The 16,326-nt window shown below is 46.2% G+C and carries 14 protein-coding genes and 1 tRNA gene; 10 read left to right on the top strand and 5 right to left on the bottom strand.

Going from position 1 to position 16,326, the window contains the following annotated elements; all coding sequences use genetic code 11:
• The first annotated feature begins 93 nt into the window (after positions 1 to 93).
• The 4 genes from LZD49_RS18505 (at position 94) to LZD49_RS18490 (ending at position 4,474) form a co-directional block, all read left to right on the top strand.
• A tRNA-Val gene (locus LZD49_RS18505) sits at positions 94 to 168 on the top strand.
• 649 nt (positions 169 to 817) lie between these two features.
• On the top strand, positions 818 to 2,176 hold the full coding sequence (locus LZD49_RS18500; protein WP_234669061.1) for an ATP-binding protein: 1,359 nt from the start codon (positions 818 to 820) through the stop codon (positions 2,174 to 2,176).
• 1 nt (position 2,177) lies between these two features.
• Positions 2,178 to 3,197 (top strand): O-methyltransferase, encoded by a 1,020-nt coding sequence (locus LZD49_RS18495; RefSeq protein WP_234669060.1) that lies wholly within the window; start codon positions 2,178 to 2,180, stop codon positions 3,195 to 3,197.
• Positions 3,198 to 3,214: 17 nt separating this feature from the next.
• Positions 3,215 to 4,474: a DNA cytosine methyltransferase gene (locus LZD49_RS18490; RefSeq protein ID WP_234669059.1), complete on the top strand. Its 1,260-nt coding sequence runs from the start codon at positions 3,215 to 3,217 to the stop codon at positions 4,472 to 4,474.
• Between the two features lie 53 nt (positions 4,475 to 4,527).
• On the opposite strand, the gene LZD49_RS18485 is transcribed toward LZD49_RS18490, so the two are convergent.
• Positions 4,528 to 4,743, bottom strand: a complete 216-nt coding sequence (locus LZD49_RS18485) for a helix-turn-helix domain-containing protein (RefSeq protein WP_234669058.1) — start codon at positions 4,741 to 4,743, stop codon at positions 4,528 to 4,530.
• 274 nt (positions 4,744 to 5,017) lie between these two features.
• Here LZD49_RS18485 and LZD49_RS18480 point away from each other — a divergent pair, with 274 nt between their 5' ends.
• Positions 5,018 to 6,343 (top strand): radical SAM/SPASM domain-containing protein, encoded by a 1,326-nt coding sequence (locus LZD49_RS18480; protein WP_234669057.1) that lies wholly within the window; start codon positions 5,018 to 5,020, stop codon positions 6,341 to 6,343.
• A gap of 87 nt (positions 6,344 to 6,430) precedes the next feature.
• On the top strand, positions 6,431 to 6,865 hold the full coding sequence (locus LZD49_RS18475) for a hypothetical protein (protein WP_234669056.1): 435 nt from the start codon (positions 6,431 to 6,433) through the stop codon (positions 6,863 to 6,865).
• Between the two features lie 203 nt (positions 6,866 to 7,068).
• On the opposite strand, the gene LZD49_RS18470 is transcribed toward LZD49_RS18475, so the two are convergent.
• Positions 7,069 to 7,887: a helix-turn-helix domain-containing protein gene (locus tag LZD49_RS18470; protein WP_234669055.1), complete on the bottom strand. Its 819-nt coding sequence runs from the start codon at positions 7,885 to 7,887 to the stop codon at positions 7,069 to 7,071.
• A 70-nt stretch (positions 7,888 to 7,957) separates the two neighbouring features.
• On the opposite strand from LZD49_RS18470, the gene LZD49_RS18465 reads away from it, so the two are divergent.
• Genes LZD49_RS18465 through LZD49_RS18450 form a run of 4 tightly spaced genes read left to right on the top strand, consistent with a single transcriptional unit; the run spans position 7,958 to position 13,973 of the window.
• Complete coding sequence (locus LZD49_RS18465) at positions 7,958 to 8,698, top strand: ImuA family protein (protein ID WP_234669054.1); 741 nt, start codon at positions 7,958 to 7,960, stop codon at positions 8,696 to 8,698.
• Positions 8,699 to 8,700: 2 nt separating this feature from the next.
• On the top strand, positions 8,701 to 10,200 hold the full coding sequence (locus tag LZD49_RS18460) for a DNA polymerase Y family protein (protein ID WP_234669053.1): 1,500 nt from the start codon (positions 8,701 to 8,703) through the stop codon (positions 10,198 to 10,200).
• A complete protein-coding gene (locus LZD49_RS18455; protein ID WP_234669052.1) occupies positions 10,109 to 13,441 on the top strand; it encodes an error-prone DNA polymerase in 3,333 nt (1,110 codons plus the stop codon). The genes LZD49_RS18460 and LZD49_RS18455 overlap by 92 nt, the downstream gene beginning before the upstream one ends.
• Positions 13,442 to 13,484: 43 nt before the next feature.
• Positions 13,485 to 13,973, top strand: coding sequence for a hypothetical protein (locus LZD49_RS18450; RefSeq protein WP_234669051.1), 489 nt, complete (start codon positions 13,485 to 13,487; stop codon positions 13,971 to 13,973).
• A 548-nt stretch (positions 13,974 to 14,521) separates the two neighbouring features.
• On the opposite strand, the gene LZD49_RS18445 is transcribed toward LZD49_RS18450, so the two are convergent.
• The 3 genes from LZD49_RS18445 to LZD49_RS18435 are packed head-to-tail and all read right to left on the bottom strand — an operon-like array spanning position 14,522 to position 16,225.
• Positions 14,522 to 15,100 carry a hypothetical protein gene (locus LZD49_RS18445; protein WP_234669050.1) on the bottom strand — a complete coding sequence of 193 codons (579 nt, stop codon included), beginning with the start codon at positions 15,098 to 15,100 and terminating at the stop codon, positions 14,522 to 14,524.
• A 4-nt stretch (positions 15,101 to 15,104) separates the two neighbouring features.
• Positions 15,105 to 15,959 carry an SOS response-associated peptidase gene (locus LZD49_RS18440; protein ID WP_234669049.1) on the bottom strand — a complete coding sequence of 285 codons (855 nt, stop codon included), beginning with the start codon at positions 15,957 to 15,959 and terminating at the stop codon, positions 15,105 to 15,107.
• A 2-nt stretch (positions 15,960 to 15,961) separates the two neighbouring features.
• The gene (locus LZD49_RS18435) at positions 15,962 to 16,225 is read right to left on the bottom strand and encodes a hypothetical protein (protein ID WP_234669048.1); all 264 of its coding nucleotides are present in this window, start codon (positions 16,223 to 16,225) and stop codon (positions 15,962 to 15,964) included.
• Positions 16,226 to 16,326 lie beyond the last annotated feature (101 nt).

Here is a 16,326-nt window from a genome sequence, read left to right as displayed (position 1 = left end):
TATTTTAAACTTTTTTTAAAGAATATTTGCAGAGTTCAAATCAGTCGCACATATTTGCACTCCCAAACGACGGGGAAACAGAAAAAACAAAAAGGGAGTTTAGCTCAGTTGGTTCAGAGCATCTGCCTTACAAGCAGAGGGTCGGGGGTTCGAATCCCTCAACTCCCACGGTGAAGATCAAGCACTTATAGACAAAATTCTATAAGTGCTTTTTTGTTTGCACACGATTTGCACAAAAATTGACGATCATTTCCCAACCTGCCTGATCGGCCCTAACCGGCGACATCGTCTATCTGAGAAAATCCATCGACAGTCACTAACTCAAGTGAGCGCTGGACTCGCTAACGTTTTCTCATCCTTGCGTTACGCGGAAATTCCTGTTTTTGGGCTATTAAGATCGAAAAATAGTTGTCCTTGCTCAACTTAAAGGTACGTCGATGATTGGTGTTTTGAACATAAACAATCTGCCGCTCTTCTTTTCATGTTTGATTGGCCTTACATTCTACGACGATCCGTCTTGCTATTCGATATGGAAGGGAGCACGTGAGAGCACTATTGCATTGAGGAGAAATGTTTTCCAGGTGGCCGGGTTTGCTATATGCACTCATTGTCGCTCTTCAAGGCAGCCGTGGAAATGCCACCATGCTATCCCTACACGAAACACAGATGGAGGCGACAACACGATAATCAACATGCCTGGGTTACTAGGGCGGTATCATTTTGGAGACGTTAAATAAAATGAGCCGATTGATAATACAACATAAGTTGAAAAATACTTATATTACACGATTAGGGAAAACCAAGTTTAAGTTAGCATATGTCCACAGATGCAGAAAAAAAGGATCCGAATATTATAGATACTGAGCCTACGAAGGGCTTCTTTATTACCATGTTGATACGGGACGTATCGCTTAAGGATGCAATTGGAGATTTGGTTGACAACTGCGTGGATGGCGCTCGGTCATTGGTTCGGGACGACGACTATAGCAACTATCATATTGACATCACAATTACGCCAAAGACCTTTTTGATTAAAGACAACTGCGGCGGAATAAACATCGATACAGCAAGGGATTATGCGTTTAGGTTTGGGCGCCCATCTGATTTTCCAGGGATTAAAGGGTCGGTAGGTCAGTTTGGAATAGGCATGAAGAGGGCGTTGTTTAAAATTGGACGACACTTTAACATAAAATCTTCTGAATCTACATCTAGTTTCGAGTTAGATGTGGATGTCGACGAATGGGCTAAACAGAAAGAATGGCAGTTTAAGTTGAAAGGTTACGAAGTCTCAAATACCGGTCACGTCGCCCTAGGTACTGAAATTATCATCGACAAGCTGAATCCGGAAGTTATTAGGGATTTTGGTAATGCCACTTTTATTAATGAGCTAAAAACTGAATTAGAGCTCGAGAATTTATATCCAATCAGTAAAGGACTGGTCATTAGAATCAATTCTATCGAGTTGAAGAGGAGGAATTTGGAACTGTTAACATCTGATGAGATTAAGCCAGCATATTTTGAACAGAAGTACAACGATGATGTTAATATTCGAATTCTTGCGGGTGTAGGGGAAGCTATTCTGGAGGAAGGGGGATGGTACGTTTTCTGTAACGGACGTCTTGTCCTAGGGCCGGAGCAAACGGCAATAACTGGATGGACTGGAGGAAGAGATAAGGATGGGGGGCCTAAGTATCATGGTCAATACCAGCGATTTAGGGGCTATGCTTTCTTCGAAGCAGACGACGCAAGCAAATTGCCTTGGAATACAACGAAAAATGGTGTTGATTTAGATTCAGCAATTTTCAAAGGTGTTAGGCAGCAGATGGTTTCGATAATGAAACCAATAAATTCTTTTTTAAACCTTATGAAAGAGGAGAGAGAAAACGATCCCTCTCCACAAGATCTTTTCTACAGTAATATTGTCCAGAAAGCAGTGTCTGTTGATATCGCAGATATTACAAAGACAAATGAATCGATACAAAAGACGACAGCAAAAGTATTTACTCACCCTGTTGTCGATCTTAAATCCGAGCCAAAAGAAAAGAAAGTGTCTATTACATACAAAAGAGATAAAGATGAGGTAGATAGGGTAAAGCGTGTTCTCAAAACAAATAGTACTGCTGATGTGGGAATAAGGACATTTGAATACTTTTTGGAAATGGAGGTTGGAGGATAATATGAGCTTCAGAAAAATCAATTATCGATTACGCCCTGCGAAGACTGTCGAAAGAAAAATGATAGTTGAAGCCTTTAGAAAATTGGGTGCATTTTCCCCTGTTAAAGATTATCAGTACGTGGGATTTGGGTCATTGTATTTTGTCGATTTTTCATTGCTTCACAAGAACCTTGGAATGACAAGTATGATCAGTATAGAAAAGGAGCAAAATGCTAAGTCACGCTTTGAATTTAATCGTCCGTTTTCTTGTATAAAAATACTATTTGATTCTGCATCGAATGTTTTGCCTCGATTGAACTACGACCAGCCAACCATAATTTGGTTAGATTACGATGGAAAGCTGGATTCTGAGTGTTTGTCAGATCTAAATTCTGTCTGTACAAAAATCCAACCCGGAAGCGTTTTATTGCTAACTGTCAATGTTCAGCCGGAAGGATTGAATTTGGATAATAGTCAAGATGGAGCGAGTCCGAATGGAAGTACTGCGTCGGGACGCATCCATGAGCATCGTCTCAAAGTGTTGCAAGACCAAGTAAGCCGGTCCAAGGTTCCTGCACGAATAACTGGGCGGGAGCTGTCCTTAAGTGGTCTTCCATTAGTCATTAGGGAGATAATGGAAAACGAAATCAACACTGCACTCGAAAATAGAAACGGCCTACTACCAGGAGACAATCGCTTGCGGTTTCAGCAGACTTTTAACATTTTGTACAATGATGGGGCGAGTATGCTGACTTACGGCGGGATTTTTCTAGATAAAAATACTGAACCTATTTTCTCGTCGGCAAACTTTTTTGAATTGCCGTTTTGCACCACGTCTGATCAACCGTACAAAATCAATGTTCCAAACTTGACGGTCAAAGAGACTGGGCTCATCGATTCTAAACTACATGATTTGTACGATTTTACGTCGTCAGCTTTTATTAAAAATGTCCAGGATCTGAAAATCATTCCTGACGGTGATCTTCAAAGCTACGCCCAAATATATCGATTTTATCCTACCTTTACGGAGTCAATTTGGTAAATACTTGATTTTCAGTAATGATTGAAAAATCAATTCTTTCAGTCTTCGATTTGTTTGCAGGTGCAGGTGGGTTTGGGCTCGGCTTTGAAATGGCGGGTTTTGACCTGAAGCTTTCTTTGGAAAAGGATGATTGGGCAGCCGAGACTCTTTTAGCGAATGCCAGCCCAGGAGAGCATAATATTATCAAAGCGGATATCCGCGATCTTAGTAATATTGCCGACATAAGGGCGGTAGCTAACCGTGCCGTGCCGGATGTCATAATTGGGGGGCCGCCTTGCCAAGGATTTAGCTTAGCTGGCCCTCCGAAAGACCCCGCTGACCCTAGGAACACACTGTTCATAAACTTCGCAAAGTGGGTCGAATGTTTAGAACCCCAAGTATTTGTTATTGAGAATGTGTCTGGGATTCTAGGCCGACGAAATGAAAAGGGTGACAGAGTTATTGATATTATACTTACAACATTCCGAAACTTAGGTTACCACGTTGAAATATGGAGATTAAATGCTCTAAACTTCGGCGTACCACAATCAAGAGAGCGCGTTTTTATAGTCGGAAACGTATATGGTTTACCAATTGGGTCTCCTCCGTTCACTCATGATCGTGCAATTGGCGGCATATTTAATGTTTATGCGCTAAAACCTGCAGTAACAGTGAGTGAAGCTATAGGCGACCTGCCTGTTATTTTTGCGGGTGAAGGGTCAGAAATAATGGAATACGACAGTCCTGCGGTTACAGGCTATCAAGAATGGGCTCGGGCCAATTCAAGAGAGGTTAACAACCATGTTTCGATGGTTCATACAAAACGGATTGTCGAGCGCTATGCTCATCTCCAGAGAGGCGAGCGTTTGGAAAGCATTCCAGAGGATTTGCGTGTTCGCAAAAGAAATGGTAAGGGAATTTTGTCTACTTCCTCTTATCAGTCAAACTATAGACATTTGAAAGGTGATCAAGTTTCTTTTACTATACCAGCTTCTTTTTATTCCACATTTATTCATCCTTTCTTACCAAGAAATATAACCTCGAGGGAAGCCGCAAGGTTACAATCTTTCCCAGACGAATACATTTTTAAAGGGAAGCGCACGATGATATCTGCTCAACTCCAGAAGAAAAGGGGTCTATCAGCCGATAATAATCTATCTCAATATAATCAAATAGGTAACGCAGTTCCTCCCCTGTTATCTAAGGCCATTGCCCAGCATATTCAGTCATTCATACGTCAGCATTCTTCGAACATGAGTTTTTCCGCAAATGAAGACAGCCGCGAATTTGTTGTATAGCGGATTGCATTCCAATTTGCGATCGAAGAAGTCTCCAGTGTAAGAGAATAGACTTAAAGGTCTGTTATTTCTTTAACAGAAACTTGAAGTCCCTCGGCTATCTCGCATAGATAGAAATACGAGGGGTTTATTTTTCCTGCTTCCAAACGTTGGATGGACTGCTGATCCTTCCCAATGGCATGTGCCAATTCTGTCTGCGTGACGCCTTTCATCACGCGCAAATCTCGTATTCGTCTCCCCAATTGTGTCAACAGGATCACTTTATCCATAATGGTGTAAAGTGACCTGTAACAAGTAATAATTTACACAACGGATCCGTTGTATTTTAGGCGAATTCTTCGGAGCTTTGAGGAAATGGTGATTGTCCGCATCGCTAGTCCTTTAAGTAAACAACGTTTTTCATGAATTACATCTTAACCCATGACTTGATCTTCGATGATTCAGCGGCCTTGGCGACCTGTATCGTAGATTCGTATACGCTCGAATTTAAAGCTTCTAATGATTGTGATTGTGTCTCTGGAGCACTAACCCTTGGCCGCATCTATGTTCATCCCGACGAAATCGGCAGGATTACTGACGAGGAAAATTGACGGCAGTCATTATGTCGTGAATTGCTTTTATCCCGATTCATTACGTGTTCTTACACCGTTGCAGTACACCATCGTGTCTGCGATCGATGGAGTATCCAATGCAGCATGCCTCGCAAAGCGATTTAATGTTGACGAGTTGTTACTGCGATCGTTCTTGACGAGCTTGGCGGACAATGAGTTGATTACCTTCGACAGGCGGTACAGTCTGCCTGCCAGGCCGGAACGGTTGCGGTCACTAAATTTCTGGATTCACACGACCAACAAGTGCAATCTCTCTTGCAGCTACTGTTATATTTCGACGCTTCAAAGCACCGGCGGAATGCAGACGGATGTTCAAGAGCAACTTTTGAAGAAGCTCGTTGATACCGCCAAGCAACGAGGGATTGAGAAGGTTAATCTCCGTCTCGCAGGGGGTGAACCATTAATCCATTTTCGATCCTGGAGAGATTTTATCGGCGACGCAATGTCTACGCTCCGCGTGGTGCAGTGCGAGTTGAACGTGTCATTTCTCACCAATCTCACTGTCTTGAATGACGAAATTATCAGTTTCGCTACGGAGAACAATATTGGATTTGGAGTTTCCCTTGATGGTCTAAATCAATACCATGACCAGACGAGAACGTTCGCCTCCGGGGAAGGAGCATTTGCCCGAACAGAGCGAAACCTATTGCGTCTGGTCGCAAATAAAATACAGGTCTCTGTCAGTACGGTGATCACTAATGAAAATCTCCCGGGGTTGCCTGATTTAACGCGCTTTCTGGTGGATCTTGACATACCTTTCAGATTTTCAATTGTCAAAGGTCAATCGATAGATGCCGAACTGCTTGAACACGGATTGAATGAATCTTTCACCATCATGGAAGATGCTATACGGCGTGGGTGGAAATTTTCACGCCGTCACCAGTTTTGTGATTTGAAGCCTACGGAATTGGGTTTCCAAACCTGCGCATCAGGATATTCAGGAGGTGCAATCTACGTGGATGGAAATTTGAAATACTGCCATGTACACTTTGGTGACGAATCCAGGAAAAGTCTTTCCATATTTGATGAAGAGCTTGATCTGGTAGATATGATCGAAGAAGTCTCTCATGGAGAAGACATTCGATCCGAGGATTGTAAACGATGCAAGTACCGTTCGATCTGTACGAGTGGATGTCCAGTGTATCGGGTGAATGGAAAAGATCCGCAATGTAGCATTTATCATAAGTTCATCCCGCGTATTTACGACCTCCTGGCGATGGAGAGGTTGAAAGTGCTTCGAGATTGTAGGATAATGTAGACCTTCTTATACTCGGTTAATGTTCGGCAGGAGGCTCCATTGGCGATAGCAATTTCAGTATTGACGCTTCTTGCATTAATCTATCAGTTGTATTTACAGCGTCGCCACAATGAGAAATCGTTACAACCACTAGGTCAAATCGGATTTACAGATTCTAAGGATGAAATATCTGTGCTCATCAAAAATGTCGGCATCGGCCCGATGATCATCGACAAAGTTGAGTTCCAGGCCCAAAGTCAGCTGTCCACCGACATTGAGAAGCACCTGTCTCTAAACCCGAAGTCGTATATGCACTTTGTTGTAGATAAAGAGTTTAAGGTGACGTTGCTGCCACAGGCGAATATGGCGGTTTTTTCGACAAACGTTTCCAGGATGACCGACGATCAGGTCTCATTAATCAGATCGGAATTGGCGTCGCTTCGTATCAAAGTTTCTTATCTGAGCATCTACGAGAGGCGTTTCGATGTAGAACGAGGGTTAGGATGGTTTGGCAGGCATGAGCGAACGATCTCAAAAGCCTGACATGCTACCATGCTGATGCTGACACAGAATGGTGTCAAGTACAATATGCTCAGATTATGCATTGAGATGCCAACTGAGGACTCGTAAAATCTGATTGATAAGAGGAACGGAGCGGAGATCGCAATAACCCACCAAGGTTTACAAAGACAACCGCCCAGCTTGTCCTCTTTAAATGTAAATATAGCGAATTTTGGTTGAAGGGACTAGCTAAAAGCTTTCTCCTCGATGACTTTGAGGCGTTGGAGGACAGAGTTCATCGTGATTGAAAGATGCAGCATGTCCGAAACGCTTTCAGGTATTTGGGTTGAAACATAACTTTGAAATTTCCAAATCTCTACAATTTCCCCAACGGCCACCTCGTACGGCAGATAATCTTGGTTCAAAGATTCAAGAAGCGCTGCTTTTACACTGGACTTGATGGTAACTTTCTTAAAAACAAAGTCCTGTTCGCCTTTTAAGGCAAGCACGCATAAGGTGCCCGGTTTGATTGAGGTCCAATCTTCTATAAATTCACAAATGACATCAGCCCCCTCCGGTATAGGAAGCATAGAATCGCCGATTGTTGGGAACATTCGGAACGTACCCGTTTGTGGCAACGTAGGAAGAGTGAATTTGGGTAATGACGCGATGAAGTCAGGATCGGCATATCCATCTCGGTAGCCTGCTTTTGCCTTAATGGGCACATACTCAATATTTTCCTTATTCGACTTGTCCACCGACACGGCCAGGACGCGCAGATTGCTGCCCGTCATGTAGATGTCGTTCCCCGCTTCAAGTTCCCGGATTTTCAGTTCGGAAAGTTTCGAGAGATCGACCCGAAACAACGTGTCGATGCTCATCTTGAAAAAATCAGAGAATTGTAAAAGGTCATTGGAGGCCGGATTTTCGGTGCGTCCTGCCTCGATAGCCCCGAGTTTAACTCTGGTGATACTAAGGTTTTGCGCCAAATCCTCCTGTGTGAGCTTTCTACGCTCTCTTAAAAACCGAATGTTTTTACCGAAAAAATGTTTTGCGCTTGTCATGGTATAATGTTATTATTGAAATCAATACAATGATAATGACAGTATCAAAGATAGAAATCAAGGGGAAAATATGGAAGCGCGGGAAAATAAAAGTTATGTGATCGCAAAGCTGAGAAGCGAGATTATGTCTTTGCAGGGCTTCCGTTCCCCTGCTGCTGGCTCAAAGCCTGAAAAAATTGATATTGGTCCTGTTAGCGCTGCATTTACGGGCGGGATTTTTCCCAAAGTCGGAGTGCATGAATTTATTAGCTCCACCCCCGAAAGTGCAGCGGCAACAGCGGGTTTCATGGCAACCCTTGCCGGACAGTTGATGAAGGAGGATGGCATTTGCCTTTGGGTCAGCTCGCGAAGACGGGTGTTCCCGCTCGCACTCGGATTTTTTGGCATTGAGCCGGACAGGGTGATCTTCGTCGATCTTAAAAAGGACAAAGACCTGCTGTGGACGATAGAAGAGGGGCTCAAATGCGATGCGCTTTCGGCGGTCGTCGGCGAAGTGAAAGAGCTGAACCTCACCGAGTCCCGACGGTTACAGCTCGCCGTAGAAGAAAGCAAGGTAACCGGTTTGCTTCACCGCGTGTCTCCAAGGCTGTCCAATCCGGTTGCGTCGGTCTGCCGGTGGAGGGTTAACCCCTTGCCTAGCGGAAGGGATAATACATTGCCTGGCATCGGCTTTCCCAGATGGGATGTGCAGATCGAAAAAGTGAGGAACGGGCAGGCGGGAAGGTGGCAGGTGCAGTGGAGCGAAGACCACTTCGAGCATATTGGTTTAGTACGCGTGGTTCCAAGTCGAAGCTTTTCAAAGGTTGGATAGCGGTGAAAAGATATGTGGCCATATGGTTCCGGCATCTGTTGACAGACAGGGCGCTTCTACGACAGCCAGAATTGTCTGCTGTTCCGTTTGTGCTTTCAGCCAAACAACGTGGTCGCATGATCGTCATGGCTGTAAGCACACGCGCAGAAAAGGCCGGGATCGAGACAGGTATGGTTGTGGCGGATGCACGGGCAGTGCTTCCGGAGCTTGAAGTGCTCGATTTCGAGCCGGACGTGCCTGAAAAGCTTCTTACCGCGTTGGCTGAATGGATGATCCGGTATTCGCCACAGGTCGCCGTTGATTTGCCCGACGGTTTGTTGATCGATGCAACCGGCTGCGCTCATCTTTGGGGAGGAGAAACAGCTTATCTGAAAGACATTGTCAGCAGGCTGAAAACTTCGGGCTATGACGTGCGCGTCGGTATGGCCGACACCATCGGCACCGCATGGGCCGTCTCCCGCTATTCCAGGGCATTTCCAATCATCGATCTGGATGCCCAGCAATCAGCACTTGCCGGATTACCACCGCATGCCCTGCGGCTGGATGACCAGACGCTGGAAAAAATGGCCAAGCTGGGGCTCAGCCAAATTAAAAGCTTCATTCATATGCCGCCTTCCACCTTGCGGAGGCGTTTTGGGCAACACACTCTTCATCAGATAGGTAAGGCGCTCGGTCAGTTCCATGAAACATTTACGCCAGTACAGCCCCCGGAGCCATACCAGGAAAGGCTTCCGTGTGTGGAACCCATACGTACAGCAACCGGCATTGAGATAGCGCTCAAAACATTGTTGGAAACAATTTGTAAAAGGCTGGTCGAAGGTGGAAAAGGGATCAGGCAGGCATCTTTAAAATGCTTCAGGGTTGATGGCAACATCCAAGAAATTTCTATTGGCACAAATGCCGGATCATGTAGCGCATCCCATCTGTTCAAACTGTTTGAACAGAGAATAGCCCAGATCGAGCCTGACCTGGGGATTGAGCTTTTTCTTTTGGATGCGCCGGTGGTTGAAGACCTTGCTAATCCGCAAGAGGCTCTATGGGATGTCAATGGAGGCAACAAGATGGTGACGATTGCCGAACTGCTCGACCGGCTGGCGTCCCGTTCTGGCACAGATACGATCCACCGTTACCTTCCTGCCGAACATCACTGGCCGGAACGCGCATTAGTGGAAGCGCCAACTTTGAGAGACAGACCGGAAACAAGCTGGCGTAAGGAAAAGCTGCGTCCGGTGGATCTTCTGCCAAGACCGGAACGCATTCAGGTATCAGCGCCTGTTCCTGACTACCCGCCCATGCTTTTCCGCTACCAGGGCGTCGTCCATAAAATCAAATGGGCAGACGGGCCCGACCGGATTGAACAGGAATGGTGGCTGTCCGACGGGCTTCACCGTGACTACTATTCAGTGGAGGATGATAACGGGAACAGATACTGGATCTTCCGGCTGGGGCATTACGGCAAGGAGCGAGCGCCGGAGTGGTTTATTCATGGATTTTACGCATAAGCTGCCTGCCATGAAATACACCGAACTCCAGGTCACATCCAATTTTAGTTTTCTGCGCGGCGCTTCTCATCCCGAGGAGCTGGTCGAGCAGGCCATTCATCTTGGCTATCAAAAGATCGCTATTACAGATCGCAATACGTTGGCCGGTATTGTTCGTGCGCATACGGCAGCTAAGGATACGGGCTTGCAAATCATTCCAGCTGCACGCCTGGACTTGATGGATGGCCCGAGCCTTCTTGCTTATCCTACTGATACGCAAGCATACGCGCGGCTGTCGGCGCTGCTGTCAAAAGGGAATTTGTGTACTGAAAAGGGGAAATGTGAATTGTTCCGTTCCGATGTCTACGAACATGCGGAAGGGATAAAGTTTATCGCCGTCTCGCCGCTCAGTTTAGGTTCCAAATTTCAGTTTGAGCCTGATTTTGAAAAGGCGCTTCGTGAATATCGGGGTGAGCTGGGCAAAGAGCTTTATCTGTCTGCAACGCGCTCTTATGTCGAAAGTGATGCCAAGAAGCTGTACCGGCTTGCAGAAATTTCTCGGCAGCTGCGCATCCCCATGGTTGCTACTAATGATGTTCATTTTCACCACCCAGAGCGTCGTCAGTTGCAGGACATCGTCACCTGTATCCGCGAAAAATGCACCATCTACACTGCAGGGTTCAAGTTACATCAGAATGCGGAGCGGTACCTAAAAGAACAGGAGGAAATGATCCGGCTATTCCGCCATTATCCGGAGGCGATCGACCGTACCCAGGAAATCAGCGAGGCATGCACGTTCTCACTGGACAGCTTGAAGTATGTGTACCCGGAAGAAATTACATCCGAAGGACGAAGCCCGCAGGAAGAACTCACCCATCTTGCCTGGAAAGGGGCAAAGGATTTTTACGGTGATCCGATACCAGAGAAGGTAGTGACAGCCATTGAGCACGAGCTCAAATTCGTCGCTGAAATGAACTATGCAGCCTATTTTTTGACTGTTTACGATATCGTCCGGTTTGCTAGGACACGCGGCATCCTGTGCCAGGGCAGGGGATCTGCTGCTAACTCTACGGTTTGTTTTTGCCTGGGCATTACATCCGTCGATCCAACCAAATTCGATTTGCTGTTTGAACGCTTTATCTCCTCGGCCAGGAACGAGCCGCCTGATATTGATGTCGATTTTGAGCATGAAAGGCGCGAAGAGGTCATCCAGTATATCTATGAGAAATACGGACGCGATCGTTCGGCAATCGTTGCAACCGTTACCCAGCTTCATCAAAAAGGTGCCATCAGGGATGTGGCCAAAGTAATGGGATTATCGGTTGACGCGATCAACCGGTTATCGAGTTCCATTTGGGAATTTACTGACGAATGGTTTGAAGGGAAGCGCATCAGCGAGCAGGGGTTCAATGCAAATGATCCCCATTTGGTAAAGGTGCTCGATCTGACCAGGCAGTTCATGGGATTCCCGCGCCAGCTCGGTCAGCACACCGGGGGTTTTGTGATCACACAAGGCAAAATCACCGATCTGTGCCCCATCCTGAATGCCCGCATGGAAAACCGGACAAATATCGAGTGGAACAAAGACGACATCGATGCTTTGGGGTTCTTGAAAATAGATATACTGGCCTTAGGGATGCTCACCTGCATCCGGAAAGCCTTTGATCTTCTTCGCCAGCACTACAATGTTGATATGACTTTGGCGACAGTTCCGCAGGATGATCCGGAAGTCTATGAAATGATCTCCCATGCCGACACGATCGGGGTCTTCCAGATCGAGAGCCGCGCACAGCAATCAATGTTGCCGCGCATGAAGCCTAAGAACTTTTACGATTTGGTTATTGAAGTGGCCATAGTGAGGCCGGGGCCAATTCAGGGTGATATGGTTCATCCCTATCTACGCCGCCGGAATGGTGAAGAGCCAGTCGAATATCCGTCGGCAGAACTTGAAGGCATTCTGAGCAGGACATTAGGTGTGCCGTTGTTCCAGGAACAGGCCATGAAAATAGCTATTGTTGCCGCAGGCTTTACGCCGGCAGAGGCGGACAAACTCCGACGTAGTATGGCTACATTCAAGTTCAACGGACTGGTCACTAAGTTTGAGAAGAAGCTAATCGATGGAATGACAGCCAAAGGTTATTCGGAGGAATACGCAAAACGCATATTCAAGCAGCTGGAAGGGTTTGGCAGCTATGGCTTCCCAGAAAGCCATGCTGCCAGTTTCGCTCTGCTGGTTTATGTGTCCTGTTGGCTTAAGTATTACTATCCGGACGTTTTTGCAACAGCTTTGCTTAATAGTATGCCGATGGGTTTTTACCAACCCGCGCAAATCGTGATTGATGCACGCAAGCATGGTGTTGTTGTTCGTCCAGTCGATGTCAATCTCTCTTATTGGGACAACACCCTGGAAGAGCAGAGCGGTAAATACCGCGTGATTAGGCTTGGGTTTCGTCAGGTCAAAGGCATTCGGGAAGAGGAGATGCAATTGCTAGTGAGCGCACGGAAAAGCCCTTTTAAAGCCATGCACCTGATACGTGATGCCGGGGTCTCTCAATCAGCCCTTGAAAGGTTAGCCGACGCAGATGCATTCCGTTCGATGGGTTTCGACCGCAGGCAGGCAATGTGGGAAGCAACGGCCCTATCTGACCGGCCAATGGGAATTTTTGAAGGTCAGGATTCCCCTAGCGCGTTTGAGGAGAAGGTCGAATTGCCAAAATTATCTATGTCCGAGCACGTCATCCACGATTATGCAGCAACCTCGCTTTCCCTGAAAGCGCATCCGGTGAGCTTTGTTCGTCAGCAGCTGATAGAAAAGCGTGCCCTATTGGCGAGTGACTTATCCAAATATAAGGATGGCAGGATCGTACGGGTGGCAGGGCTGGTTCTGGTTCGGCAGCGGCCTGGAACGGCAGGAGGCGTGTGTTTTATCACAGTCGAAGATGAGAGCGGGGTGGCTAACCTGGTTGTTTTTCAGGGCCTGTTTGAAAAATACCGTAAAGAAATCCTTCGATCGAAACTGCTCATGGTGGAAGGCAAGCTCCAGATCGAGGGAGAGGTCATTCACGTGATTGTACGGAAGTGCTACGACATGTCGCCTTTGCTGAGACAACTGAATCAGGCACAACAAGATCCGGATGTCCTGACACTTTCGCGTGCCGACGAAAAAGACGAATATGCCTCCCAGGCGGTCAACAAGAAAACCCAGGTACGACAGAAGCAAGTGCAACTTGAAATGTTCCCGGAAGGGCGGAATTTCAAATAAACAGGCAACTCCTTTACTAAAACCTAACAAGCAGATCACAGCAATGCAAGCGAGCTATAATCCTTTCGAGATATTAAACCTGCCCACTTTAAAGACGATAAGCAGGCTGGGTAACCGTTATCTTGTTTTGCAACGCTTTCATTGGCCGGGTATCAAGGAAGGCCGTGGCTTTATCGGCACTCCCTATATGAATGAAGCGGAAGCTAAGGCGCATCAGGCTAGTCTTTCGGAAAAAGAGGGCAAGACGTTAAACTTGATTCTTGACGAGAAGAAGCTCACTGACCTGGTTACAGATCCGCAATACTTTCTATTCCTCAGTTCATTTCGCGATCAGCAGTGGAACGCACGGATTGTGATGCGGTATCAGCATAGCATCACCTCATTTTTGAATACGCAAATGAACATCCGGGCGCTCGACGAAGTGACTATTTACTTTCGGCTTGAATTTGGTCGTTTAAAAGCGACGGTAACCGCGTTTGGCGACGAGCATGAGTTTGATGCGCACGACATGATAAAATACGCGTGCGCCTAAGTGAGGAAAATCGTTCGTCGGCAAAGGTGATTTTGCTGATCTGGGATATACCTAACCGCAGACAAAAGGCAGAAAACTAGTTAAGAGCCACGATTATTACCTCTTTGTGCGACAAATTTTTTAATTTTGTATTATGCGGCAGACGACTGCAGAAGAAATTGATTGATTGCGCTTGCTTTGGGCTTGATCTGCTTCCCGGTGTTATTTTAGGTGTAATGTGTAACGGTCTAACAGACTTTAACAATTCTGAGATAAGTATGGCGAAATTCGGCTTGACTGACGGTGTGGTGAAAGTGATTGTAATGGTGTCCTTTTCGTGGTGCCTTGGTGGCTCACATTAACGATCGGATAAGCTTAACAGTACGCAATAAATCTTTGAAGGACCGAGGGGGTTCAATTCCCCCTCACCACGCCAGTTAAGCAATAAGCCCGAACAGTTTGCTTACACCCACTCCGTACGGGTAGCCTTTTAATACCTCCACTTTCAACTATTCCTGTGAAAAAGTCATAGCGCCCCATCATGCGATGTGATCGGACGAAGTCCCGAACTACCAGACCTTTTCACCGGCGTCTATTCGCTCCTTTGACTTTGCCAAAACGTTGAGGCTTCTTTCTATGTAGTAAGACAAATCCAGCGTTTTATCTGGGAATTCTTCGGCGTATAAGTTTTGGAGTTCATGGATAAATTCAATACCCTGTATTCGAGTGCGCTCACTCAGGATATCGTAGACTTCCCGTTTGTCGTAAATCAGCCTGCCTGAGACCGCGTCAGTCACTCCAAAATTCTGAAAACCACTCCCTGACAGAGTTGTGATCCCATCGGAATACGAATGCCGGTCGTCAGCACTTGTTACAAAGCCCAAGTTTTCCGGATAAAGGACGCGAGTGCCGAAAATCCCTGGAACCGATGGCTTCACAAATGCCGTTGCGCCAGTTGCCAGGCTTTCAATTTCAACGAGGAAAGGATCTTCATCGCTTCCGATCGTGAGAATGCGGCCTGGAATATGGATCCCAACATTTCCATGTAAGCCACTAATATAGATAAGGTTACCAACTCTGAACCGGCTGTATTTTGAGTATCCTATCAGTGTCGGATCATCCAATGGATTATTGAAGACGATTGCCATGTCTTTAAAAAAGTGAAATCTGTGTTGTATAGGAGCCGGGTAATCCATCTTCCGCAAGCTCAGGATAGGTAACAGGGTATGGGTCTTCGCCGGTAAACTGGAATTTCTGATTAATAGAAAATGCTTCCATTTTCTCCTCCGGAAACTGAAAGCTTGCCAGTTCAGTCATTCTTTCGGGGCTTACGTCGGTCATCATCCATTCCCAAGCGAGCTCATCGGGGAGGATGGTGGGCATCCGCTTCTTTGAATTATGAATGAGCGCCGTCAGCGGGTTAGCATCTGTGGTGATCATTGACAACGTGTCCATCACTTCGCCAGTATCCTGATCGGTCCAGGTATTCCAAATCCCTGCCATGTAGAAGTACTCTCTTCCTTTCACCCTGATGGCGAACGGATACTTATCTGGTGTTTTAAGCGTTTCGCCTGTACGTCTATTGATCCGGTACTTATGATGCCACTCGTAGTATTGATGTGAGATGATAAGGCAACGGTTGCTTAAAGCAGCGTCTCTGAAGATTTTTGCTCTGTTGGTCTTCGGATTTATCCAGAGCAACTCTTCTCCACGAGCGTTTTCGGTGTCATAGCCGGTTTGGAAGGTTCCATCCTCTCTCTTAAATCCATTTTCGAACTTTTTAACTAGTTCCATGTTGCGAATGCCGCTGGGGATAAAGCCCCATCGCATTGTGGTAATATCAAAGTCTGTTCGGTCGTCGTTCGGTTTAAGCACAACCATTGGTGGGGATTCAGGGCCAAGGACGGTAGGCCGTTTCAGTTCCTGGATGCCTATGATGGACTTTTCAAGCTTTTTCAGCTCGATATATTCCGCCCTGGTTACCTTCTGACCATTGTAGTAGCACATCTTTATTGCTCGTTTTGCTGCTGTCTAAAATTCCGGTAGAATTTAACTATTTCCTGCCCGATTAGCATCGCTTGTTCCTGTCTTCCTTCTGGAATGGACATCCACATTCTTTTTCCATTTGCGACTGTCGCTCTGTGGATAAAAAGATCGCTCAAATTATCGTTGAAGGAAACTTGAAAAACCCTGCGCCCGTTAATAGATCTTTGTCGTATATCCACTTCCGTGCCTTCGAATTGGATGCTGAAGTATTCCGGCAGTTCCACCATAAAATTTTTTGTGAGCTAAAATAGGAAAAATTTGACTTTGATAAGTATATTAGGACGAGGTCACATGCACGAACAGTGGAAATGCAAAAAATGCATACTTC

Source organism: Dyadobacter sp. CY261, from assembly GCF_021440085.1.
GTDB lineage: Bacteria > Bacteroidota > Bacteroidia > Cytophagales > Spirosomataceae > Dyadobacter.
This window is presented reverse-complemented; position numbering and strand designations above follow the sequence as displayed.